27 protein-coding genes are annotated in these 23,584 nt (G+C 40.0%); 15 read left to right on the forward strand and 12 right to left on the reverse strand.

Annotated elements, in window-relative coordinates; all coding sequences use genetic code 11:
- Positions 1-131 precede the first annotated feature (131 nt).
- Positions 132-929: a DUF3153 domain-containing protein gene (locus tag AC2D3N_RS01515; RefSeq protein ID WP_234996715.1), complete on the reverse strand. Its 798-nt coding sequence runs from the start codon at positions 927-929 to the stop codon at positions 132-134.
- Positions 930-1,218: 289 nt separating this feature from the next.
- Between AC2D3N_RS01515 and AC2D3N_RS01520 the strand changes: the two genes are divergently transcribed.
- From AC2D3N_RS01520 to AC2D3N_RS01545, 6 genes are all read left to right on the forward strand, one after another.
- Positions 1,219-1,542, forward strand: a complete 324-nt coding sequence (locus AC2D3N_RS01520) for a DUF1825 family protein (RefSeq protein ID WP_079679954.1) — start codon at positions 1,219-1,221, stop codon at positions 1,540-1,542.
- Positions 1,543-1,659: 117 nt separating this feature from the next.
- Positions 1,660-3,474 (forward strand): translation elongation factor 4, encoded by a 1,815-nt coding sequence (lepA, locus tag AC2D3N_RS01525; protein WP_079679817.1) that lies wholly within the window; start codon positions 1,660-1,662, stop codon positions 3,472-3,474.
- A gap of 94 nt (positions 3,475-3,568) precedes the next feature.
- Positions 3,569-3,757, forward strand: a complete 189-nt coding sequence (locus tag AC2D3N_RS01530) for a type II toxin-antitoxin system HicB family antitoxin (RefSeq protein WP_484692571.1) — start codon at positions 3,569-3,571, stop codon at positions 3,755-3,757.
- A 285-nt stretch (positions 3,758-4,042) separates the two neighbouring features.
- Positions 4,043-4,975, forward strand: a complete 933-nt coding sequence (locus tag AC2D3N_RS01535) for a UDP-glucuronic acid decarboxylase family protein (protein ID WP_079679815.1) — start codon at positions 4,043-4,045, stop codon at positions 4,973-4,975.
- Positions 4,976-5,059: 84 nt separating this feature from the next.
- The gene (locus tag AC2D3N_RS01540; protein ID WP_079679814.1) at positions 5,060-6,427 is read left to right on the forward strand and encodes a UDP-glucose dehydrogenase family protein; all 1,368 of its coding nucleotides are present in this window, start codon (positions 5,060-5,062) and stop codon (positions 6,425-6,427) included.
- 165 nt (positions 6,428-6,592) lie between these two features.
- Entirely contained in the window at positions 6,593-6,955 is a 363-nt protein-coding gene (locus tag AC2D3N_RS01545) for a DUF6464 family protein (RefSeq protein ID WP_079679813.1), read from the forward strand.
- Between the two features lie 12 nt (positions 6,956-6,967).
- Here AC2D3N_RS01545 and AC2D3N_RS01550 read toward each other — a convergent pair whose 3' ends face one another.
- Positions 6,968-8,920 carry an ABC transporter ATP-binding protein/permease gene (locus AC2D3N_RS01550; RefSeq protein ID WP_484692572.1) on the reverse strand — a complete coding sequence of 651 codons (1,953 nt, stop codon included), beginning with the start codon at positions 8,918-8,920 and terminating at the stop codon, positions 6,968-6,970.
- Positions 8,921-9,336: 416 nt separating this feature from the next.
- Between AC2D3N_RS01550 and AC2D3N_RS01555 the strand changes: the two genes are divergently transcribed.
- From AC2D3N_RS01555 to AC2D3N_RS01570, 4 genes are all read left to right on the forward strand, one after another.
- Positions 9,337-9,657, forward strand: a complete 321-nt coding sequence (locus AC2D3N_RS01555) for a 2Fe-2S iron-sulfur cluster-binding protein (RefSeq protein ID WP_079679812.1) — start codon at positions 9,337-9,339, stop codon at positions 9,655-9,657.
- Between the two features lie 84 nt (positions 9,658-9,741).
- Positions 9,742-9,930, forward strand: a complete 189-nt coding sequence (locus AC2D3N_RS01560) for a hypothetical protein (RefSeq protein WP_484692573.1) — start codon at positions 9,742-9,744, stop codon at positions 9,928-9,930.
- Between the two features lie 44 nt (positions 9,931-9,974).
- Entirely contained in the window at positions 9,975-11,027 is a 1,053-nt protein-coding gene (locus tag AC2D3N_RS01565) for a DUF3326 domain-containing protein (RefSeq protein ID WP_484692574.1), read from the forward strand.
- A 12-nt stretch (positions 11,028-11,039) separates the two neighbouring features.
- Positions 11,040-11,636, forward strand: a complete 597-nt coding sequence (locus AC2D3N_RS01570) for a CPBP family intramembrane glutamic endopeptidase (RefSeq protein WP_304442263.1) — start codon at positions 11,040-11,042, stop codon at positions 11,634-11,636.
- Between the two features lie 65 nt (positions 11,637-11,701).
- Here the strand turns inward: AC2D3N_RS01570 and AC2D3N_RS01575 are convergent, their stop codons facing one another.
- A complete protein-coding gene (locus AC2D3N_RS01575) occupies positions 11,702-13,060 on the reverse strand; it encodes an NCS2 family permease (protein ID WP_484692575.1) in 1,359 nt (452 codons plus the stop codon).
- A gap of 25 nt (positions 13,061-13,085) precedes the next feature.
- Between AC2D3N_RS01575 and AC2D3N_RS01580 the strand changes: the two genes are divergently transcribed.
- A complete protein-coding gene (locus AC2D3N_RS01580) occupies positions 13,086-14,195 on the forward strand; it encodes an S-(hydroxymethyl)glutathione dehydrogenase/class III alcohol dehydrogenase (protein ID WP_484692576.1) in 1,110 nt (369 codons plus the stop codon).
- A gap of 11 nt (positions 14,196-14,206) precedes the next feature.
- On the opposite strand, the gene AC2D3N_RS01585 is transcribed toward AC2D3N_RS01580, so the two are convergent.
- From AC2D3N_RS01585 to AC2D3N_RS01600, 4 genes are all read right to left on the reverse strand, one after another.
- Positions 14,207-14,539 (reverse strand): YnfA family protein, encoded by a 333-nt coding sequence (locus AC2D3N_RS01585; RefSeq protein ID WP_079679807.1) that lies wholly within the window; start codon positions 14,537-14,539, stop codon positions 14,207-14,209.
- An 84-nt stretch (positions 14,540-14,623) separates the two neighbouring features.
- Positions 14,624-15,247 carry a ribonuclease III domain-containing protein gene (locus AC2D3N_RS01590; protein ID WP_079679806.1) on the reverse strand — a complete coding sequence of 208 codons (624 nt, stop codon included), beginning with the start codon at positions 15,245-15,247 and terminating at the stop codon, positions 14,624-14,626.
- Between the two features lie 402 nt (positions 15,248-15,649).
- Complete coding sequence (locus AC2D3N_RS01595) at positions 15,650-16,003, reverse strand: hypothetical protein (RefSeq protein WP_079679805.1); 354 nt, start codon at positions 16,001-16,003, stop codon at positions 15,650-15,652.
- 139 nt (positions 16,004-16,142) lie between these two features.
- Complete coding sequence (locus tag AC2D3N_RS01600; RefSeq protein WP_079679804.1) at positions 16,143-16,562, reverse strand: hypothetical protein; 420 nt, start codon at positions 16,560-16,562, stop codon at positions 16,143-16,145.
- Positions 16,563-16,617: 55 nt separating this feature from the next.
- Between AC2D3N_RS01600 and aat the strand changes: the two genes are divergently transcribed.
- On the forward strand, positions 16,618-17,196 hold the full coding sequence (gene aat, locus AC2D3N_RS01605) for a leucyl/phenylalanyl-tRNA--protein transferase (RefSeq protein ID WP_079679803.1): 579 nt from the start codon (positions 16,618-16,620) through the stop codon (positions 17,194-17,196).
- A gap of 114 nt (positions 17,197-17,310) precedes the next feature.
- Here aat and cobO read toward each other — a convergent pair whose 3' ends face one another.
- From cobO to AC2D3N_RS01620, 3 genes are all read right to left on the reverse strand, one after another.
- On the reverse strand, positions 17,311-17,940 hold the full coding sequence (gene cobO / locus AC2D3N_RS01610; protein ID WP_484692577.1) for a cob(I)yrinic acid a,c-diamide adenosyltransferase: 630 nt from the start codon (positions 17,938-17,940) through the stop codon (positions 17,311-17,313).
- 102 nt (positions 17,941-18,042) lie between these two features.
- Positions 18,043-18,333 carry a HigA family addiction module antitoxin gene (locus AC2D3N_RS01615; RefSeq protein WP_079679801.1) on the reverse strand — a complete coding sequence of 97 codons (291 nt, stop codon included), beginning with the start codon at positions 18,331-18,333 and terminating at the stop codon, positions 18,043-18,045.
- 49 nt (positions 18,334-18,382) lie between these two features.
- On the reverse strand, positions 18,383-19,831 hold the full coding sequence (locus AC2D3N_RS01620; protein WP_484692578.1) for a RecQ family ATP-dependent DNA helicase: 1,449 nt from the start codon (positions 19,829-19,831) through the stop codon (positions 18,383-18,385).
- Between the two features lie 396 nt (positions 19,832-20,227).
- Between AC2D3N_RS01620 and AC2D3N_RS01625 the strand changes: the two genes are divergently transcribed.
- Together AC2D3N_RS01625 and AC2D3N_RS01630 are read left to right on the forward strand one after the other, a co-directional pair.
- Positions 20,228-20,620, forward strand: coding sequence for a C6orf136 family protein (locus tag AC2D3N_RS01625; protein WP_079677462.1), 393 nt, complete (start codon positions 20,228-20,230; stop codon positions 20,618-20,620).
- Positions 20,621-20,652: 32 nt separating this feature from the next.
- Complete coding sequence (locus AC2D3N_RS01630; protein WP_484692579.1) at positions 20,653-21,840, forward strand: TRC40/GET3/ArsA family transport-energizing ATPase; 1,188 nt, start codon at positions 20,653-20,655, stop codon at positions 21,838-21,840.
- A gap of 40 nt (positions 21,841-21,880) precedes the next feature.
- Here AC2D3N_RS01630 and AC2D3N_RS01635 read toward each other — a convergent pair whose 3' ends face one another.
- Positions 21,881-22,684 (reverse strand): inositol monophosphatase family protein, encoded by an 804-nt coding sequence (locus tag AC2D3N_RS01635; RefSeq protein WP_484692580.1) that lies wholly within the window; start codon positions 22,682-22,684, stop codon positions 21,881-21,883.
- 64 nt (positions 22,685-22,748) lie between these two features.
- Here AC2D3N_RS01635 and ndhM point away from each other — a divergent pair, with 64 nt between their 5' ends.
- Positions 22,749-23,081: an NAD(P)H-quinone oxidoreductase subunit M gene (gene ndhM, locus AC2D3N_RS01640; protein WP_079677457.1), complete on the forward strand. Its 333-nt coding sequence runs from the start codon at positions 22,749-22,751 to the stop codon at positions 23,079-23,081.
- Between the two features lie 97 nt (positions 23,082-23,178).
- On the opposite strand, the gene AC2D3N_RS01645 is transcribed toward ndhM, so the two are convergent.
- On the reverse strand, positions 23,179-23,439 hold the full coding sequence (locus tag AC2D3N_RS01645) for a hypothetical protein (RefSeq protein WP_079677456.1): 261 nt from the start codon (positions 23,437-23,439) through the stop codon (positions 23,179-23,181).
- Positions 23,440-23,584: the final 145 nt, after the last annotated feature.

Below are 23,584 nucleotides of genomic sequence, written 5' to 3' on the forward strand. Positions count from 1 at the left end.
GAATGGGGAATGGGTTTGGGGTAATACTTCGACTTCGCTCAGTAACAGTTTTCAAGTATATTGAATGGAGAGACGCGCCGTGGCACGTCTCTACGAGGGACTTTATCGCTACTTGCGACTTTGAAATTAGGTTAAGCACGAGTGGGAATTGGGGATTGTCCGGCTTTGAATTTGGGAATAAAAGTATATTTGAGATAAATTCCTAAAGCCGTGATTAGGATAATTATAACTGTCCCAATCCCAATCGGACTGGGAACCCAGAAAATCGCTTCTAATTGATTAATTTCTCCGGGTTTAAGTGTCCAGATCACCTGTTTTCCCTCCAGATTAACATTGAATAATAGAGGTGCTTGTGATCCTTCAGGAATACCGATGGGATTAATCACAGTTGCACCCCAGGGAGTGGTTAAGGCAAATTCTAATTTCAATAGATTCCCCGAACTAATTAGTACATTTTCTGAGGTGGAGAGTAGGGAAAGCGATCGCAAATCTAATTCTAAGTTGAGATGATTGCGTAGGGCAAAAAAACAATTATTTTGTTTAAGGTTTAAATTTGCAGAAAATTTAGGAAGTTCGATATCTGATTTTTTCTGGGATTTTTTATTGTTGAATTCAGCAGGATTAAAAAATTGATTAAATTTTGTCTCTAAATCCTGACCATTATTAAAAGGAATAGTAACTAATATTTCCTGTTGAGACAGTCGTTTTGTTTTTCCTCTTAACTGTTTAACCCGTCCTTCTAAACTAGATATCCATTCATCTACTACATCATGACTAAATTTGGTTAATTGTTCCCCCAATTGAATTTTTTGAACAATTTGACCATGGGTTTGATCCTGAAATGTCACTCCCACATCATATTTAACACAGCCACTCAACAGAAAAATGGCAGAAAAAATAATACTGAGTCGTTTGATAATTTTGATCATGATTTTGTTCCTAGCCGTTAAAATTCAATTTAGTCCATTCTCCCGGTGTAGAAGAATTATTAAAGTCTATAATTGCATTCTACTCTTGAGACTAATACCAATTACCTTTATTCACTCACTTCCTCAAAAAGCGACCTAAATCGGGTTGTGATCCTCTGCGCTGGCCATCAGTACGGAAATTGCCACCTGTGGGAGTGTGAGTAACCCCCTCTCAAAAGGTTAAAATAGGAGAGAATCTTTCCAGTCTATGAAACTCAAACCCCCTACTAGTAAAAAAAATCGAGAAACTATGGGATTCTTTGATTCAGACATCGTTCAACAAGAAGCTAAACAGCTATTTGAAGATTATCAATCCATGATCAAACTCGGGAGTGATTATGGCAAGTTTGATCGGGCGGGGAAAAAACTCTATATTGAGCAAATGGAAGCGGTGATGGATCGTTACCGGATTTTCATGAAGCGGTTTGAACTCTCCGAGGATTTCATGGCCCAAATGACCGTTGAACAGTTACGCACCCAACTCGGTCAGTTTGGAATTACCCCCGACCAAATGTTTGAACAGATGCACCGTACCCTAGAACGGATGAAGTCGGAATTAGAAAAACAGCCCTAATCCCCTCTATTTCCCTGAAAAAATCGGTGTTCCTGGGTTTATTTTGTTAAAATAGATGAAGTAGACCCTCGTTAGTTTAACGGGAGTCTCCCCTATTATGCCTGTGAATATCATTTTATGACTAACGTTCCAGTTTCTCGAATTCGTAATTTTTCTATTATTGCTCATATTGATCATGGGAAATCTACCCTGGCGGATCGGCTTTTGGAAGCAACGGGTGCGGTTCAAAAACGAGAAATGAAAGAACAATTTCTCGACTCCATGGACTTAGAGCGAGAACGGGGAATTACGATTAAATTGCAAGCCGCCCGCATGAACTACAAAGCCGATGACGGTGAAGAATATGTCTTAAATTTAATCGACACTCCGGGTCACGTTGACTTTTCCTATGAAGTGTCTCGGTCTTTAGCGGCTTGTGAAGGGGCGTTATTGGTGGTGGATGCGTCTCAAGGAGTGGAGGCCCAGACTTTAGCTAATGTTTATCTCGCCTTAGATAATAACTTAGAAATTATTCCGGTTTTAAATAAAATTGATTTACCCGGAGCGGAGCCAGATCGGATTAAAAGTGAAATTGAAGAAATTATTGGGTTAGATTGTTCCGGGGCGGTGTTAGCTTCGGCGAAAGAAGGGGTGGGAATTCATCAAATTTTAGAGTCTATTGTGCATTTAGTTCCCCCACCCCAGGATACGGTTGATCAGAAATTACGCGCATTAATTTTTGATAGTTATTATGACAGTTATCGCGGGGTCGTGGTTTATTTTCGGGTGATGGATGGCAGACTAAAAAAAGGCGATCGCGTCCGCTTAATGGCTTCGGGAAAAGAATATGAAATTGATGAAATTGGCGTATTATCTCCAACTCAAATCCCGGTTGATGAACTCCACGCGGGGGAAGTGGGATATTTTTCTGCTGCGATTAAAGCCGTTGAAGATGCCCGGGTTGGGGATACGATTACTTTAGCAAATAGCCAAGCCGAACAAGCCCTTCCTGGCTATACAGAAGCAAAACCAATGGTATTTTGTGGCTTATTTCCCACGGATTCTGACGAATATCCTAACCTAAAAGAAGCCTTAGAAAAGCTGAAATTAAATGACGCGGCGTTATCCTATGAACCGGAAACTTCTAGTGCGATGGGATTTGGTTTTCGGTGTGGGTTTTTAGGGTTACTGCACATGGAAATTGTCCAAGAACGTTTGGAACGGGAATATGATTTAGACTTAATTGTGACCTCTCCTTCGGTGGTTTATCAAGTTACAACTCAAAAGGGAGAAGTGATGATGATTGATAACCCCAGTCGTTTACCTGAACCCAACCACAGGGAAAAAATCGAAGAACCCTATGTACGGGTAGAAATGATTACTCCTGAAGCTTATGTAGGGAGTTTAATGGAGTTAGCCCAAGGTCGTCGGGGTGAATTTAAGGATATGCGATATTTAGCCCAGGGACGGACAACCTTAGTTTATGAAGTGCCATTAGCGGAGGTAGTAACGGACTTTTTTGATCAGATGAAATCCCGTTCTCGTGGTTATGCGAGTATGGAATATCATATTATTGGATATCGAGAAAATACTTTAGTTAAACTCGATATTATGATTAATAAAGATCCGATCGATTCCTTGGCGATGATTGTTCACCGAGATAAAGCCTATCATGTTGGACGGGCAATGGTGGAAAAACTGAAAGAATTGATTCCCCGTCATCAATTTAAAGTTCCCATTCAAGCCACAATTGGCTCTAAAGTGATTGCCAGTGAAAGTATTCCGGCGTTAAGAAAAGATGTTTTAGCCAAATGTTATGGGGGAGATATTAGTCGGAAGAAAAAACTCTTACAGAAGCAAGCCAAAGGTAAAAAACGGATGAAATCCTTGGGGTCTGTGGATGTTCCTCAAGAGGCATTTATGGCGGTATTACGCTTAAATCAAGAATCCTAAATTGTTGTAGTAGAGACGTTAAATTTATTGTAGTAGAGACGTTAAATTTAACGTCTCTACTACAAAGATCAATTATAAAAATACTTAAAACTCTATGTCATATCAAGTTAGTGTGATTATTGAAAAAGACGATTACGGTTATTATGCTTATGCTCCTGAACTTCCAGGTTGTCAATCTCAGGGTGATTCATTTGATGAGATTAAAGTGAATATTCAGGAGGCAATTGAATTGTATTTAGAGACATTATCAGAGTCAGAAAAAAGAAGTTTATTAAGCTCATAAATTTCGAGTTCATCCAGGTCATGATCTTTCACCAACACTGTTAAGAAAAATTGCCATTGATATTAATTTAACTGTAGAATAAATATTAAATAATCGCTAAAAATCTAAAATCGAGTAGGATAGATGTTGGAACAGACAGCAACATATCAATGTTGTGGGGTATAGCTAGGGTGTGTCCAAAGCCAAGTCTTAACTTTAATCAACCCATAGTGGATTCAGCTTACCTACGATTGATTGTTGTCCATCCAAGTTTAACTCTCTACAATTTCACAAGCAAGTGTAAGCATGAGAATTTTAGTTACAGGTGGCGCGGGTTTTCTAGGTTCACACCTGATTGATCGCTTAATGGAACAAGGCCATGAAGTGATTTGTTTGGATAACTTTTTTACGGGGACAAAACGAAATATCCTGAAATGGATCGGTAATCCCTATTTTGAACTGATCCGTCATGATATTACCGAACCCATTCGGTTGGAAGCCGATCAAATCTACCATTTAGCCTGTCCCGCCTCTCCGGTTCACTACCAATACAACCCGGTCAAAACCATCAAAACCAATGTATTGGGAACCATGAATATGTTGGGGTTAGCCAAACGGATCAAAGCTCGGTTTTTCCTCGCCTCCACTTCTGAAGTCTACGGTGATCCTGATGTCCACCCCCAAACGGAAGACTACCGAGGAAACGTCAATTGTATTGGGGTTCGATCCTGTTACGACGAAGGAAAGCGGGTGGCGGAAACCTTAGCCTTTGACTATCATCGTCAAAATAGGGTAGACATTCGGGTGGTACGGATTTTTAATACCTATGGCCCCCGAATGTTAGAAAATGATGGGCGTGTGGTCAGTAACTTTATTGTCCAAGCCCTGCGAGGGATTCCCTTAACGGTTTATGGGGATGGTTCCCAAACTCGGAGTTTCTGTTATGTGTCAGACTTGGTAGAGGGATTCATCCGCTTAATGAATAGCGATCAGACTGGCCCTATTAATATCGGGAATCCGGGGGAATATACCATTTTGGAACTGGCCCAAAAAATTCAGAATATGATTAACCCGGATGCAGAAATTCAATTTAAACCTCTACCGGAGGATGATCCTAAACAGCGACAACCCGATATTACTCGCGCTAAAACCTATCTAAATTGGGAACCGACCATCCCACTGGATCAAGGATTAGAATTGACAGTGAAAGATTTTCGGGAACGCATCTACAACAGTTGAAAAGAGTGGAATCCTGGTTAACGGTCAATTGTTCAGCGTTAATAAGATTGTTAATGTTTCGGTCAAAAAATTGAGGATAGATTTATGCGTGTTTGTGTGATTGGGACGGGATATGTGGGTCTAGTAACCGGAGTGTGTCTGGCACAAATCGGACATGATGTTATTTGTATTGATAATAATGAGGAAAAAGTCAAATTAATGAAGTCGGGACAGTCCCCGATTTATGAACCCGGACTCCCGGAATTAATGAAATCCTGTATGGAATCTGGACGTCTGGATTTTTCTTCGGATTTAAGTGCAGGTGTAGAACATGGTGAGGTGTTATTTATTGCCGTGGGAACTCCACCCTTACCCACAGGGGAAAGTGATACCCGTTATGTGGAAGCCGTTGCCCGGGGAATTGGTTCCAACCTGACCAAAGGTTATAAAGTGATTGTGAATAAATCCACTGTGCCCATTGGTTCCGGGGACTGGGTGCGGATGATTGTTTTAGATGGTGTTTCCGAGCAACAAAAAGAAAAAGGGTTAGCAGGATCACCCATTGAAGTTGAATTTGATGTGGTGAGTAACCCGGAATTTTTACGCGAAGGTTCGGCGGTTTATGACACCTTTAATCCCGATCGGATTGTGTTAGGAAGCAACAACAAAAAAGCCCTGGAGGTGATGCAGGAATTGTATGCACCTTTAGTATCGAGAAAACATTCTGACCATCCGTCCTTACCCCCAGTTCCAATTGTGTTAACGGATCTGAGTTCGGCAGAAATGATTAAATATGCGGCTAACTCGTTCTTAGCAACTAAAATTAGCTTTATTAACGAAATTGCTAATATTTGCGATCGCGTCGGTGCGGATGTGACCCAGGTGGCTCAAGGAATTGGCTTGGATTCTCGGATTGGGAATAAGTTTTTACAAGCAGGAATTGGTTGGGGGGGTTCCTGTTTTCCGAAAGATGTTTCGGCTTTAATTCATACGGCCGATGACTATAATTATGACGCCCAATTATTAAAAGCCGCGGTGGAAGTTAATAACCGTCAGCGCACTATTGCCATTGACAAATTACAGCAAGTGCTGAAAATTCTCAAAGGCAAAACCGTTGGATTATTAGGGTTAACCTTTAAAGCTGATACGGACGATTTACGCGATGCTCCTGCCTTAGATATTATCCAAGAATTGAACCGTTTAGGGGCAAAGGTGAAAGCCTATGATCCGATTATTTCCCAAAGTGGGATGCGTCATGGGTTAACGGGTGTCATCGTTGAAACCGATCCTGAATTATTAGCCGATGGTTGTGATGCGTTAATTTTAATTACAGACTGGACACAATTCCAAAACCTCGATTATGCGAAAATGGCGAAAAAAATGCACTCGGCATTTATGATTGATGGCCGAAATTTCTTAGATCGAAAACAATTAGAAGCCGCCGGTTTCCAATATGTCGGTATTGGACATTAATCTGTAGGTTAATGTAAGATTAGGGTGGGCATTGCTCACCCAAGTTCTTTGTAGTGAGGCGTTCACGCCTCAGAGTCCTAAAGGAATCACTACAATATCAGAGGAAGCCTCAGAACCCAGTGTTAGTCCCCTCCCCTACAAGCTGTTGAATTAAATCAAACCATCATGGAGCCAAATTCACTACCAACGGAATTGATTCTAACACAATCCCATCAATCCCTTGGACGTATTTGTTTAGATTGGACACCCCAACCGGGTCATTATCTAAATTTCCAGGGTCAAACCTATACTGTTTTAGAACGTCGTCATCGCTATCAACTCAAATCCGGTCGTTACCGACTACATAAAATTTCCTTGTATGTGCAATCGGTACAACGACCTGAAGATAGAATATTAATCGATGGACATTGGATTCTGGGAGATGCAAACTGTCGTTTTAATGCCCATTCTGAACTGATACGCTGTGCGGTGAATCCCCTTGGCCCCTGTCAAGATTGCCGTTTTTTTGCATCGATTTCAGCCGATTAAAGATGGAAATGCTCAAATCATTTCCGCCCGATATTCTTCGCTAGAAAGCAGACGCCATTTTTGATCTCCCATGAGTTCTAAAACATTGTCATGGTAGCGCAATAAACTGATTCGATGCCCAACACTAATATAAGTTGTTCCGGTTTCATGTAGTTTTTTATAAAGTAGTTCTTCATTTTTTAAATCTAAGGCGCTGGTGGCTTCATCTAAAATGGCGTAGCGAGGTTGACTAATTAATAATCGCGCGAAAGCTAACCGTTGCTGTTCTCCCACAGAAAGAACATTAGCCCAATCTAATTCAGTATCAAAACCACTAACTCGTTCGGGTAAATCGGCTAAATTCACTAACTGTAATATTTGATGTAATTCCGTTTCACTCACCTCTCGATTACTATTAGGATAAAGTAATTGTTGACGCAATGTTCCCAGAATCATATAGGGACGTTGAGGTAGGAATAATATCGACGAGAGTTCAGGACGAACTAACCGCCCAGTCCCTGATGTCCATAACCCGGCAATGGTGCGTAATAAAGAACTTTTTCCGACTCCACTTTGACCCATAATTAATAATCCTTGACCTTCGGGTAAGCTCAGAGATAGGTCTTTAACCAGGATTTTTTGATAGTTGGGTGTGTTGACAGTAACGTGTTCTAAGGCTAGGGAATAATCAACTTTCATATCAATTTGTGTCTGACCTTCCTCCATAGACTTAGGAGATTCTAAAAATTCCGAGAAGGTTGATAAACGGTTAATTCCAGCGGCAAAAGCACTTAACACTCCAATCTGACTTACTACAATTGAAAAAGCCCCTAAAACTTGACTAAAGGCAAAACCAGCTTGGGTAATATCCCCATATTTAATTGTTTGGGCAAAATAAATAGGAGCTAAGATCAGCGAAGGAATAATCACCACAGCATATCCATAGCTTGTAGTAAAATAATCAACATTTCTCTGCCAACCAATTAATAAATTAAAGTTCTCAAAGGCTTTGAAAAATCGTTGTTTGACTTGGATTAGTTCCTGTTCTTCCCCTTGATAAAAGGCAATGGATTCAGCATTGTCTCGGACATGAACTAATCCATAACGAAAATCCGCTTCTCGTTTTAACTGATTGAAGTTTAGAGGAATTAAACGCCGTCCAATAAAAACCGTGATGATCGTACCAACAGAAGCGTAAATCAAGAGAAATATGGAAAGAGATTTAGAAATAGACCAGAGGATTCCAGTAAAAGAAATTACATCAATAATTGAACTTAGAATAATTAGTAAAAATCTTAAACTGGTAATCGTAAATGCCTTAATATCCTCTGTAATTCGTTGATCTGGGTTATCAAGTTTATTTTCCGATTCTATTTTATAAAATGCTCGCTGACTTAAATATTGGTCTAAAAATTTATCCGTTAACCATTTCCGCCAATAGTTTCCCAAGCGATCGCGGGTATAAGAATACATGACAATAATGGGAGTTCCTACTACAAACACACTGGCATAAACATAGAGAAAACGCCAAAAATTATCCTGATTTCTTTCGGCTAAAGCCGTCGTAAAAAAGTTACTCACATAGCTAAGAATTACATTCAATCCACTGACAGATAGGGATATAAATAAAAGCACACTTAAAAATGCCCAAGGTTGCCAACGGGTTTTAATTTGGTTTCTGTACAATAAAAATGTTCCGATGGGAACGACAAGCATTAAAAGAATGATAATAATATAGCGAGAATAGATAATCCTGGCGATCAATTCATACAAACCTGGAGCAATGCTATTAAAGAACTCGGGAAAAATAGATTGACTGATAACAGCAACGGCACTCACCAAAACAAATACCGTAGCAGACAGAAAGATTAATAATAACAATAATAAACTCAAAAAAACCTTGCCACTTCCTGGTTCTACAGGATAAAAGAAAGGTTGGGCAATTATTAAAAAACGTTGCCAAAGTTTAGTATCAAATCTATTCATATTTTCCATTATTTTTAGCACAGGTGCTCTATCCTATCAAAGTTCTGTATTTTATAACTAGCGTTCACAGACTAAACTCTGTGAAAAAGGCTACATTTTATTCCAATTATTCCAACGAGCTACAAAATTGGCACAGGAGAGTGAGGAGATTAACCGTCGTTGACGAGAGAAATCTAACCTCAACAACTGTAACACATTGGTTTCAACTCTTAGTAGGCACGCCGAAAAATTTTAACCGTAAAACTCAATATGATCTTGCCTAGTTGATATTTTTGTAATATATATCTTAGGATGGATGACAAAAGTTGATTTAGTTTGTCTGGCTAATTTAATGTCTCTTTGAACAACAAGGAAGGCTCAATACTCAGATCGACTGCACTCAAGGATACAATGGTTCAGGGTCTAATAAGAATACGATGTCTCAAACCTATACAGTTGAATTTCACAATCAAGGAAACGTCCAAACAGTCGAGGTTCCAGAGGATAAACACATCCTCCAAGCTGCCTTGGATGCCGGAATTAAGTTGCCCAATTCTTGCAATGCCGGAGTTTGTACCACCTGTGCAGCCAAAATTATCGAAGGTAAAGTTGATCAAACTGAGGGTATGGGATTAAGTCTTGACCTTCAGGCCGAAGGTTATGTCCTTCTCTGTATTGCCTATCCCCGTTCTAATTTGAAACTGGTTGCCGGAAAAGAAGATGAAGTTTATGATCGTCAATTTGGTCAGAGATCTTAGTTAGAAGTAGTGCGAGCTTCCTCCCTCACTGGCTAACAACATTTGAATATTGACAATAAAAAACATCGAGGATTAAACACAAACATGACCACCCATTTTATTACGGCTGAAATTGATCTGCTGGAGTCTCCAACGCAGTTAAATCAAGCTATTGAAGCGGAATTAAAAAAACGGGGTGAACCCCTGCGTTGGGCAATTAGCAGTATTGATCCAGAACAACAAAAAGCCCATGTTGAAGCCGTTGTAACTGTTCAAGAAACCTCTAAGGTTTGATGGTTAATAGTTAACTTTTCTGAGTTTGTTCCCCCTAATCTCCTATGCCTCGTCCTTATACGGTTGTTTTAATTATCCCAACGGGCATTGGTGCGGCCATTGGTGGATATGCGGGGGATGGTTTACCTGTAGCGCGGGCGATCGCTCAAGTGGCCGATACCCTGATCACCCATCCTAACGTTCTCAATGGAGCCCAACTGTATTGGCCGATGCCCAATACCCTCTATGTGGAAGGGTTTGCCCTGGATAAATGGGCTGCCCAACAGTGGGGACTGCAACCTGTCCACCGGAACCGGGTGGGGTTACTCCTGGATCAAGCCATGGAGCCGGAATTGCGCCTCAGACATTTACAAGTGGCGGACGCAGCTAGGGCAACCCTAGGCCTAACTTTAACGGACTATGTGGTCACCGATGCCCCCCTGAACGTGGAATTGAGAACCTCCGAGTCCGGGGCTTCCTGGGGAACGATTGGCAACCCAGACAGCCTGTTACGGGCCGCAGAACGCTTAATTAAGGATGCTAAAGCCGAGGCGATCGCCGTGGTAGTCCGTTTTCCTGAACCGGAAAATAGCCAGGTTTTAGAGGCCTATCGTCATGGACAGGGGGTTGATCCCTTAGCGGGGGCGGAAGCGGTGATTAGCCATTTAATTGTCCGCACCTTTCAAATTCCGGCAGCCCACGCTCCGGCCCTTTCTCCCCTGGCCATTGACACGGAATTATCCCCCCGTTCGGCGGCGGAGGAATTGGGCTATACGTTTCTACCCTGTGTGTTAGTGGGGTTGAGTCGCGCCCCCCAGTTCGTCACAACTGCTACGGCGGGGACAATTTGGGCTGATCAGGTGGATGCGGTTGTGGTTCCAGCTACAGCCTGTGGGGGGTCTGCGGTGCTTAGTTTTAGCCAAACTACGACTCAAATTATTGCCGTCGGGGAAAATCACACCCGCATGCAAGTTACCCCAGAACAATTAGGAATTAAGGCAATACAGGTAAACTCTTATTTAGAGGCTTTGGGGGTTTTAGTGGCGCATAAAGCTGGACTTGATCCGAACTCCCTGCGTCCGAATATATTATCCTTGAATCAACTTCAATCCTATTAATTTTTAACTCCCGTGGTAGAACAAAAAACACCCAACAATTTTGAACTCGAATCTTTAACCCGGACTCAGGTTTTGATAGCCATGGGGGGGACGGCTATTATATTATTAGCGATCGCAAAAGCTTGGTTATATTTGAGTCATGTTACCCTGTTACCAATTAACTTAACTTGGGTTAGTTTGGGGTTGGGGTTAGGTGTGGGATTAATAATTACAGTGGCTAGTTTTGTCATGTATAGAATCTGGCCTGCCTATAGTCGCAGTGCAGATACCTATTTAAAATTAGTCTTAACTCCTTTATTGTGGCCGGATTTAATTTGGTTAGGCTTATTACCTGGACTAAGTGAGGAATTATTATTCCGAGGAGTTATGTTATCGGATTTGGGATTAGGAACTCTGGCTTTAGTGGTTTCTAGTATTGCCTTTGGGGTGCTACATTTTAGTGGTTCTCAACAATGGCCTTATGTGATTTGGGCAACGGTTGTTGGGTTTATTTTGGGGTATAGTGCGATCGCCACAGGTAATTTATTAGTTCCAATTATAGCTCATATTTTTACTAATTTTATGTCTGGTTGTTTATGGAAATTAAACTATATTGGGGGTAAATTATAGTAGGGAATAGGGAATAGGGAACAGGTAATAGTAAGTAAAATCAAATTACTGCCTACTAGCTATTATTATTTTCCCACAAACACAAACTTCAAAATAAAAATAACCGCTAAAATCCACATAGAAATATTGGTTTCATGAAACTTGCCTTGACAGGACTTAATCACAGGATAAGTAATTAAACCAACGGCTAGACCATCCGCAATGGAATAACTTAAAGGCATGATAAAAATAGTTAAAAATGCCGGAATAGATTCTGCCGGGTCATCCCAGCGAATATATTGAACACTCCCCATCATTAACACCCCCACAATAATTAAAGCCGGGGCGGTAGCAAAACTGGGAATAGCTGATAATAGGGGAATAAAAAATATCGAAATTGTGAATAATATTGCCACAACTACAGCCGTAAATCCACTTCTTCCCCCCTCAGAAATTCCCGATGCGGATTCAATATAAGTAGTTACCGTTGAAGTCCCAAAAATTGCCCCGGTTGTAGTACCCACCGCATCGGCCATAAATGCTTCTTTAACCCTCGGAAATTCCCCAAAACGATTAATATAACCCGCTTTCATTCCTAACCCGGTTAGAGTGCCTACGGTGTCAAATAAATCTACAAAGAAAAATACAAAAGTAATTGTAAATATCTGGAAAAAATTCACTTCTAAAACTTGTTTTAACCCAATAATTCCCTGACCGAATAAATCCACAGGTAATTGAGGTAAACCGATAATTCCTTGGGGCCAAGGAACAATTCCTAGAATCCATCCTAACCCGGCTGTGGCTAAAATTCCTAGTAATAACGCCCCGGTAACTCGACGGACAATTAAAGCAGAAGTAATCAAAATTCCGGCAATTGTAATTAATACAATCGGATCATTTAAGTTTCCTAATGTGGTGGTGGTGGCTACATCAGTCACAATAATTTTTGCACCCGTCAAGGCAATATAGGCAATAAATAAACCAATTCCGGCGGCGACGGCGTGTTTAATTCCTTCAGGAATAGCGGTGATAATTTTAGTTCTAAATTGACTCAGGGTTAAGGCGATAAAAATTAAGCCTTCAATTAAAATAGCAGCTAACGCCACCCGCCAAGGAATGCCTAATTTTAACACCACCGAAAAGGCAAAATAGGCGTTTAATCCCATTCCTGGGGCTAAAGCAAAGGGATATTTAGCATATAATCCCATAACTAACGTTGCTAAGGCAGAAGCCAGGGCGGTTGCTATCGCTAATTCTCCAAATAAATCCCCCGATGTTTGTAGGAAAATAGCATTGGATAAAATAGCAGGATTGACAATTAAAATATAAGCCATGGTCATAAAAGTTGTGAACCCGGCTATAATTTCAATCCTAAAATTAGTCTGAAGTTCTCGAAAGTTGAAAAAACGGGCAATTGCTTCTAAAGTGGAAGAATTAGAGTTCATATTATCCCCGAATCAAAAATAAATTATGGATATTAAAGCTGCTGTGGCTTGGGAAGCTGGAAAACCTTTAACCTTGGAAACTGTTCAACTTGAAGGCCCAAAAGAGGGAGAAGTCTTAGTGGAAATTAAGGCGACAGGGATTTGTCATACCGACGCCTATACCCTTTCCGGTGCCGATCCTGAAGGATTATTTCCCGCTATTTTAGGTCATGAAGGAGCCGGAGTTGTAGTTGAAGTTGGTTATGGGGTAAAAAGTCTTAAACCCGGAGATCATGTTATTCCTTTGTATATTCCAGAATGTCGTCAATGTCAATATTGTTTAAGTTTTAAGACAAATTTATGTCAAGCAATTCGCGGGACTCAGGGCCAAGGTTTAATGCCCGATGGTAGTAGTCGATTTTCTAAAAATGGTCGGATGATTCATCATTATATGGGAACTTCTACCTTTGCTAACTATACGGTTTTACCGGAAATTGCCTTAGCAAAAATTCGAGAAGATGCTCCATTTGAAAAGGTTTGTTATATAGGTTGTGGGGTGACAACGGGCATTGGTGCGGTGATTAATACGGCTAAAGTTGAACCCGGATCAAATGTGGTGGTTTTTGGCTTAGGAGGGATTGGATTAAATGTGATTCAAGGGGCAAAAATGGTTGGGGCGAATAAAATTATTGGGGTTGATCTTAATTCTAATAAAAAAGCCATGGCGGAAAAATTTGGTATGACCCATTTTGTGAATCCGAAAGAAATTGAAGGAGATTTGGTATCCTATTTAGTGGAATTAACTGACGGTGGCGCGGATTATAGTTTTGAATGTATTGGGAATGTTAAAGTCATGCGTCAAGCCCTGGAATGTTGTCATAAAGGTTGGGGAATTAGTGTGATTATTGGGGTAGCCGGGGCGGGGGAAGAAATTAGTACCCGTCCCTTTCAATTAGTCACGGGAAGGGTTTGGAAAGGCACGGCTTTCGGCGGGGCAAAAAGTCGGACGGATGTGCCTAAAATTGTGGATTGGTATATGGATGGAAAAATTAATATTGATGATTTAATTACCCATGTGATGCCGATTGAAAAAATTAATGAAGCCTTTGATTTAATGCACAAAGGAGAATCAATTCGGACGGTGGTAACATTTTAAATAGGACAGGATCAAAAAGTATTTCTATGGGGAGCAAATAGAATCACAATTGTACCCACCAGACAAATTATTGCCCCCATTAAGTCCCATCGGTCAGGTTTTACTCCTTCAACTATCCATAGCCAAAAGATAGATGAAAGGATATAAATTCCACCATAAGCTGCATAGGTTCGGCCCGCATAGGAAGCATCAACCCTAGTCAAAGCTGAGGCAAAAATAATCAGTGCTATTCCGCCAGGAATCAGCCAGAAAATGCTTTTTCCCAGGCGTAGCCATGCCCAAAAAGTATAGCAGCCAGAGATTTCTCCCAAAGCTGCTACTAAAAAGAAAACAAGTGATTGCATTCAATATTTCAAAATTTTTGTTGTTCTCAAGTGTACTCATAATTTGAAGTACAAATGATCGGTTGATCTTCAGGGTCTGATATTTTAGGAGCAGAAAATACAGGTTGATTGGGATGTGGATTTTTTAGAAGGACAGGTTAAATGATTGGAACCAAACCAAGGATAAAAGTTAGCATCCCAATCCGCAGCCGGGACAAATTCAACAAACAAATCCATCAGAATTTGATTTACCACCTTGGCAATAAATTGATTAACTAACCAATTATAGGTTTTCTCAAAATCTCGATCCCACTCTAAATAAATCGCACCCACTAAGGCTTCAAACATTTCTGACAATATTTTTTGTTGTTCAAACTCCGGTTTTAAAGGATAGTTTTTTCCCAAATCACTCCCTTGATCAATCTTGATTTTTAACGCTAATTTTGCTAGAATTATGGGACTAACTAAATCACTTTTTAAAAGTGTCCGGGTTGCTTCTCCTAAGTGGGAATAGTGCAGATGTAAATAATCACTCACCATCTGGCTAAACAAGTTAGAACCCAAGTGAGTAATTCCCCAATATTCCAAGGTTCGGAGTTTCCTTTCCTTGGGTGTTAAATCTAGGTTTTCTCCAATCGCATCGGGATGGGTTAAGGCAATTTCCAATAACTCTTGATGAGTAAAGGAATTAATTTCAATTTGGTGTTTGATAAAGTTTGGATTAATCATGATTGAAAAAGATTTTAAGGTTTAATTAAAAGGGGTCTACAGGATTTTAAAAGGAGATTACGGAAAACCAGAGATTGCTTTTCCGATTGATAAAATAAGTTGATAAATTGAAAGTTTACAGAGGATCTTGGAACCTAATCAGTGAAAGTTTATGCTTTGGCGGTAAAGTCGGCTTCCATCGCCATTTTTGCTGCAAGTTGTCATAGCCAGATGGAATCCTCCGTCTACCGATCAGCCCAAGTTCAATCTCACCCTGTTCTCGTACTTTACTACCTTTCGGGGTCAACCTGTCGGTCAGAAAACTTTAAGATTTAAGCCAATGTCCAACATTTTCCTGTCATCCCCCGTAAAACAGGAATTTTCAGTCATTTTATGGGAGGACATAGAGCACTGGTCGTTTAACTAAGCCAGAGAGTCTGGGAATGTAGAGCGTCCACAACAGCGTTCAATTCCTAAGCTATCTAATAACAAATCGCTGACCGCATTGGCGATCACAAATTCCCCAAAAAAACTTTTAGAAAAATCAAAAGATTCCATTTCAGTCACAATCGCCAGCACCAAAGAACCCACATCATTTTCCCCTTCCATCCGTTGACGAACATAAATTTGAGCAGCCCGCTGTGCAATAGTTTCATTCACTACTTCAGGGATAAATTGTTCATCCAACCAACGATTTAAGGTTTGTTTTAACCATTCCCCTTCCTGTTGCAAATTCTCACTAGGGGGTAAGGTGATGGGTGCAATCGGTTCATTCATAAGTTTGTTAAGGATTTTTCAATTTTATTTAACCTGTTTTTATGCTGTTTTCAAAATTGGGTTCGGGCGGGTTTTATTGAGTTTTCTGTGAGTAAGATAGATTGGGGAAAACCTGCCCCCACAAATATACACTCTGATTCTAGTCTTGAACTAGGGTAATAATCGGAGAATCTTTACTCTTATATTCTTCTGATATTTTGGTTTTAATTAATTCGGCAAATAACCGATTAATTGAGGATTCAATGGGATTAGCTTCTTTTTTAAAACAAATCTGAAAACTCTTAGCTTTGTCGTAGGTCTTTGTTTCTCTCCTATAGGTTTTTTGGACTTTTGCCTCTACAAAGACTGAAGGATCGGGACGTTTATACCAATATAATTGATAGGAATAGGTGGAATCATTACCTCTGAATTTTAGAATATCGTCTCCATATCCGGGGATGGTGAGATAATATAATTCTCCTCTTTGATAGACTTGGAGATAACCCCAGGTTTTCTCGGTTTTGTTGAGAAGTTTTGTTAAGGTACTCTCTAACATAAAGGATGAGTTAAGGTTTAGCATAGATGAGACAATACTCCTTAGTATATTAACCAAAGTATAGCAAAGTTTGTCACCTATGCAATATGATGTCAACGCAATTATTCAAGGGTATGCAGCAGGATACTTTTTGATGGCAAATGATGGGGAACATAGCTTGGAATGGTATTCTAGTCGAGAACGGGCTCTAATTCCCTTAGATGGACGATTTCGCTATCCGAGTTCTTTGCAACGGGTTTTGAATCAAAATCGGTTTACTGTCGCCATTAATCGAGATTTTACTGGCGTTGTAGAAGGCTGCGCTAATCGAGAAGAAACTTGGATTTCATCGGAATTAAAAGAAATTTATCATGCCTTAAACGAGGCTGGATTTGCCCATAGTTTTGAAACTTGGCAAGGAGATCAATTAGCTGGAGGCATATTAGGAATTGTCATTGGTGGGGCTTTTATTGGAGAATCAATGTTTTTTAGAATCCCCGATGGTTCCAAAGTGGCAATGGTTAAGTTAGTTGAACGGTTAAGAGAGAAAAAGTTTATTTTATTTGATGCTCAAATGAATAATCCTCACCTCGAAAGATTTGGCTCTTATATTATTAAAAATAAAGAGTATAAAACTCTCTTAAAAAAAGCAATTAATCAACCCTGTTCTCTGATTTAATTATTACTCAAGTAGTGAGTCCTTCAGGACTCAATTAAATCTTTGTTAATTACCTCAATTGGGATGAACTCGCCCCTGGGAATGAAGCCTATTCAGGCAATATGAAATCGGTATTTAAAATTCTATCCCAGGTTGAGCTTTAATACCTTGTTCCCGAAAAGGATGTTTAATTAAAGACATTTCTGTCACCAAATCTGCCTGTTCAATTAAAGCCTGGGGAGCGCCTCGACCCGTTAAAATAATGTGGGTATCCTCAGCCTTTTCTGCAAGTCCAGACAAGACATCTTCAACGGGTAAATAACCTAGTTTAATGGCGATATTAATTTCATCGAGTAAAATTAATTTAAACTCAGAATTTCTAATAAAAGTTAGGGCTAAATTCCAGGCTTCCCGGGTTTTTTCCATATCTCGATCTCGATCTTGGGTTTCCCAAGTAAAGCCCTCTCCTAACGCATGAAATTCTAATTGTTCCGGCCATTTACTAAAAACCGCCTTTTCTGCGGGTTCCCAGGCGCCTTTAATAAACTGAATAATAGCCACCCGATATCCATGACCCAAAGACCTTAAAACCATCCCTAAAGCGGCGGTGGTTTTTCCTTTTCCATTTCCGGTATTAACAATAATTAATCCTTTAGTTTGACTGCGTTCTGCCACTCGTTGATCCTGAATTTCTTTGCGCCGTTGCATTTTTAAACGGTGTTGTTCGGCGGTGAGAGTTGATTCAGTAGTTGTGTTGTTTTCCATGATGATGATTTGATTGGTTTGTATTAAAATCCTAACTTTTTATCGTTAGGGGGACTTGAATAACTGCTATTTTAGATTTCCCCAATATATTGCCATCCGACTTTAAGAACTAGATAAAATAATCGGGGGTGTTTTAATTGTAGGTTGATTTAAAGCCAAATCATATTGAATTTGTAAATTCATCCAAAACTCAGGAGAAGTTTGGAAAGATTGAGCCAATAACCAAGCTGTTTCCGGTGTAATCCCTTGTTTTCCTTTGACAATTTCATTAATTTGCTGCACCGGAACCCTCAAATGTTCCGCTAAAGCCACTGGAGTTAAGTTTAAGGGAATAATAAATTCTTCCGATAAAATTTTCCCAGGATGGGCGGGAATTCGGTTTTGAGGTAACATAGACAACAAAAACCCACAGATGGATATAATTTACCCAATTATACGATGATTAACGAGAAGATTTACACCGATCGCAATGACCACATCCTGGAAACTGATTTTCTAAATTAAACCCAAACGCTTGTAATAAAAACTTCCACCGACAATCACGGGTTTTTAAGTATTGATTCATTTGTTTAATGGCTTTACTATTTTGATCTTGATGCAATTTTGCAGGTTGGGATATAATTTCATAATCAAAGGGATTTCGCCAGATTAATCGTCCTTGAGCGTGTAAAATAGAAAGGGCGATCGCACTATTTTTAAATTGTTCAGATAGGGTTTCTATGTTTCCCGTTGCTGGGAGTTTTTTAATTAATTGATTTGCCGATTGATATTGTTTTTCTAGGTTTTCGATTAAATATTTTTGTCGTTGTTTATCTTCGGGATAGAAAAAACCCGTCGGTTCGCTAATAATAGTTAAAGCGATCGCCGATTTACCATCTCTCCCCGCCCGTCCCACTTCTTGAATATATTCTGATAATAAAAAAGGGGCTTGAAAATGGCATACCCATCTCACGTTACTCTTATTAATTCCCATGCCAAAGGCACTACTACAAACCACAAATTTAATCTTTTCCTGTAACCAATCTTTTTCTATTTTTCGGCGTTCTTCTGAACTTAACCCAGCATGATAAGCAACAGTTGAATATTGTTCTGTTTGCAACCATTGAGCTAATTGTTCACAGTCTTTACGAGTCCTAGCATAAATCAAACCTGTTTGATGTTTTCTGGGTTGAATAAATTGGATTAACTGTTGTTGTCGTCCTCTAGGAGTCCAAACTATTTTAATATTTAATTCTAAATTAGATCGATAAGGACTCAGGAGAAATTTCTGAGGTTTTTGTAGTTGTAAAACCCTTTGAATTGTTGCTTGAGCATCAAGATCAGCGGTGGCAGTAAAAGCTGCGATCGCAATTTTTGTCCCCGAGGGTTTAAGTTTTAATAAAGTCGAACGAATTGCCCCTAACCGTCGATAAGCAGGGCGAAAGGTATCCCCCCATTGAACTAAACAATGGGCTTCATCTAATATTAAACCATTGATTTGAACCGTGGGTTGAGAAATTACATTCCAGACGGGATGACTTAATAGAGTTTCGGGGGAAAGATAGAGGAGTCTTAATTGATTTTTTTCAACTAAATTTAAAGTTTTTCGTCGTTGTTGGGGCATTAATTGACTATGAATTAAGGCGGCGGGAAGTTGCAGATCTTGAAGTTCCTGAACCTGATTTTCCATTAATGCCACCAGGGGAGATATAATTAGAGTTAATCCAGTTTGTAATAGTGCCGGAAGCTGAAAACAGATGGATTTCCCCCCTCCAGTCGGCATGACAATTAAGGCATCTTTTTTATCTAATAAGCTCTTAATAATTTCCCCTTGGGGCGGTCGAAAATCATCATAACCCCAAATTTTCTTAAAAGATGCCTTAACCTGTTGCCAGTCTGTAGATGCTTCCATATTGCATTTCCAAATTTGACAAAATTAACCGAGTTCGTTGTTGCGCTTTAGCGCAAAAGCCGGGGGCTAGAGCATCGACAACGTTTTATAGATGTGAATAATTACGAACACCCAACTGTCAGGATATCATATTCTAACTTAATATTATAAAAGTTTGGGTGACTTTTTCACAAACCTTTATAATAAAACATAGTGATTTTTGATCGCAAAAACCTATATTAGAGTCAGCGTCCGCAATTTGATGGTATAGCAGTCGCCACATCTATTAGGACATTCTTGAAAGCTAAAAGCTGCTCACAGTAAGTATTTACCTATAGCGAGATTGCCTATTCCCTATTGCCTCTTGCTATAAACTGTATAAATTGTGCGTACCCCGCGCTTACACACCCTAAAATTATGGATATTATTGAGATTATTAAACAAGATTATCAACAATTTCCTGATAATCAAACCTATAGTATTTATGCTGATAATGTTTATTTTGCAGACCCGATGAATCAATTTAACGGGTTACAACGTTATCAACAAATGATTGGATTTATGAAAACTTGGTTTTTAGAGATTCAACTGGATTTACATAATATTACTCAAACTGAGAATTTAATAGAAACCCGTTGGACACTCAGTTGGACAACACCCCTCCCCTGGAAACCCAGAATTTCTATCCCGGGACGGAGTGAACTCAAATTAAACCCCCATAACCTGATTGAAAGCCATATCGACTATTGGGACTGTTCACGCTTGGACGTGGTGAAACAGTTATTCTCGATGAAAAACCGCTACAGTTAAATAATGTAAACAAATTTTAATCTTAAAACGGTATGCGCGTAATTTTAATGACGGGTAAAGGTGGCGTGGGGAAAACCTCCGTTGCAGCAGCAACAGGGTTACGCTGTGCCGAGTTGGGACATAAAACCCTGGTATTGAGTACCGACCCCGCCCACTCCCTCGCCGACAGCTTTGATATGCCCTTGGGACACGAACCCCGTCTCGTCCGACCCAACCTGTGGGGGGCAGAATTGGACGCCCTGATGGAACTCGAAGGCAACTGGGGGGCGGTGAAACGCTATATTAGTCAGGTATTACAGGCGCGAGGACTCGATGGTGTCCAGGCGGAAGAACTGGCTATCTTGCCCGGAATGGACGAAATTTTTGGTCTAGTGCGGATGAAACGCCATTATGATGAGGGAGATTTTGAGGTTTTAATTATTGATTCTGCCCCAACGGGAACCGCGTTGAGACTGTTAAGTTTACCCGAGGTGGGCGGTTGGTATATGAGAAAATTTTACAAACCGTTACAAGGAATGTCGGTGGCGTTGCGTCCTCTATTTGAACCGATTTTTAGACCATTAACCGGGTTTTCTTTACCTGATAAAGAAGTGATGGACGCACCTTATGAATTTTATGAAAAAATTGAAGCCTTAGAAAAGGTTTTGACCGATAATATGCAAACCTCCGTGCGTTTAGTTACGAACCCTGAAAAAATGGTAATTAAGGAATCTTTACGCGCCCATGCCTATTTAAGTTTGTATAATGTTTCGACAGATTTAGTTATTTCTAATCGGATTATTCCTGAACAAGTGACTGATCCTTTTTTCCAAAAATGGAAAGACAATCAAAAACAATATCGTCAAGAAATCTACGACAATTTTAACCCCTTACCCGTTAAGGAAGTGCCATTATTTTCCGAGGAGTTATGTGGATTTGAAGCCCTAGAAAGATTGAAAGAAGTGCTATATAAGGATGAAGATCCTAGCCAGGTTTATTATCAAGAAAATACACTTCGAGTGGTGGTAGACAATAATGAATATACGCTAGAATTGTATCTACCTGGGATTCCTAAAGAACAAGTTCAACTCAATAAAACCGGAGATGAATTGAATATCAGAATTGGTAATCATCGCCGGAATTTAGTGTTACCCCAAGCGTTAGCTATGTTACAACCTTCGGGGGCAAAAATGGAAGATGATTATTTAAAAATTAAGTTTGCTAATGGGGTGAAGGTGTAAAGTTTAGAAATCGGGTTTCTTTGAGAAACCCGGTTTCTAGTTAATTGATAAAATCAATAGCCAAGGGTTGAAATACTGATAATAATTCAACTTGACTTACAACTAATGTAGGATAAGATTGACTAGCATAATTTCGTCCAATTTCTAGGGGGAAGGGTTCGGGAGAGAGGGGACACCAAACCGCACCCGCCGCTTTAACAATTACCCAACTTCCGGCGATATCCCAAATTTTAGGAGTGGCTTCAACTCCCCCTAATGTAGCCCCGGCGGCTACCGTGAGAAAATTATAAGCCGCCATCCCTAACATCCGAATTTTACAAGGAATTTGGGGAGCGATCGCAATACTTCGAGAACATAAATTAAAGAAGTGATTAGAACTCAAAGCATCAGAACTAGCATGAATGGGTTTACAATTTAAAAACGCTCCTGCTGGGCCAGTTAACCCCGATGAACCGAACCAAAACCCGTGAAAAGTTTGCTGTAAAGGCGGTAAATGGATTAAACCAAATACGGGAGTGCCTTGATAGAGTAATCCTAGGGAAATCCCCCAAATCGGAATCCCTCTGGCAAAATTAGTCGTACCATCTAAAGGATCAATCACCCAACACCAGTCGGTATTCGGAAAAATATGTTCAGCTTCTTCACTGATCACCCCATGATCAGGAAAAGTATTAGCGATGCGGGTGCGAATTTCTTGATCCGCCCACTGGTCAGACTGGGTGACTAAACTGCCATCAGCTTTTTCCGCAGCTTGGACTGTGCCAAAATCGAGGATTAACTGTTGTCCAACATCGGTGGCGGTGGTGAGTGCAAAGTTAAAAATTTGATCCCAAAAATTAGTCATTATTTCCTAGAGTAATGTCAAAATAAAAAACAATCCCGATAAAATCTATTTAGTTAAACCGCTTATGCTGCTGAAATCAACAACCCGCCATATTCATATTTATACGGCGGAAATTCAAGATGAGGAGTTAGTGGACAATCAACAGGTATTGACCTTGGATATTGATCCCGATAACGAATTTAACTGGAACGATCAGGCTTTGCAACAAGTCTATCGCAAATTTGATCAGTTAGTCGAAGCGTTCAGTGGCGAAGACCTCACCGAATATAATTTACGTCGAATCGGATCGGATTTAGAGCATTTAGTCCGATCGCTGATCCAAAAAGGTGAAATTAGCTATAACCTCGACTGTCGGGCGGTGAACTATAGCATGGGATTACCCCGAGTCGGCAGTTAGTAAAATTATAACCATAAAGGGCCTGTACTTACTGTATACAGACCCTTTATCAAGAGTTTATAGATGCCCTAAAAATGATGATCACTCTCAAATTCACTTACTCATCAGGTGCTGGGGATGGTTTTTGCGATCGCTGACGCTGTAAAAACTGTTTCATAGAAAGTTGACGGTTACTCATAAATCGATTCCAAGAACCTGGAAAAAACTGATCCATGGTTTCAATTAAAGCCCAAACCTCTAAATTAATCATCTGGTAATAGTGACCGTGGGACTTTTTGAGTTGAGTCAAGCGTTCATTAATTTCCAAATAAGGTAATAATTTAGGGTCATCGGAGGGGTTAGGGGGAGAATCACTCATGCTGTAAGTATCCTTGCCCAGAGCCAAGAAAAATTAACAACAAATGGTCAAGCAGATAGTGATGCTCAAAGGCTACAATAGTTCAGATTACCTGATCTTGATTGCCAATTGCTGCTAATTTTTAGGGTGAGTTATCAAAATTAGG

It is taken from the genome of Planktothrix sp. PLAVEN19ND, assembly GCF_057220675.1.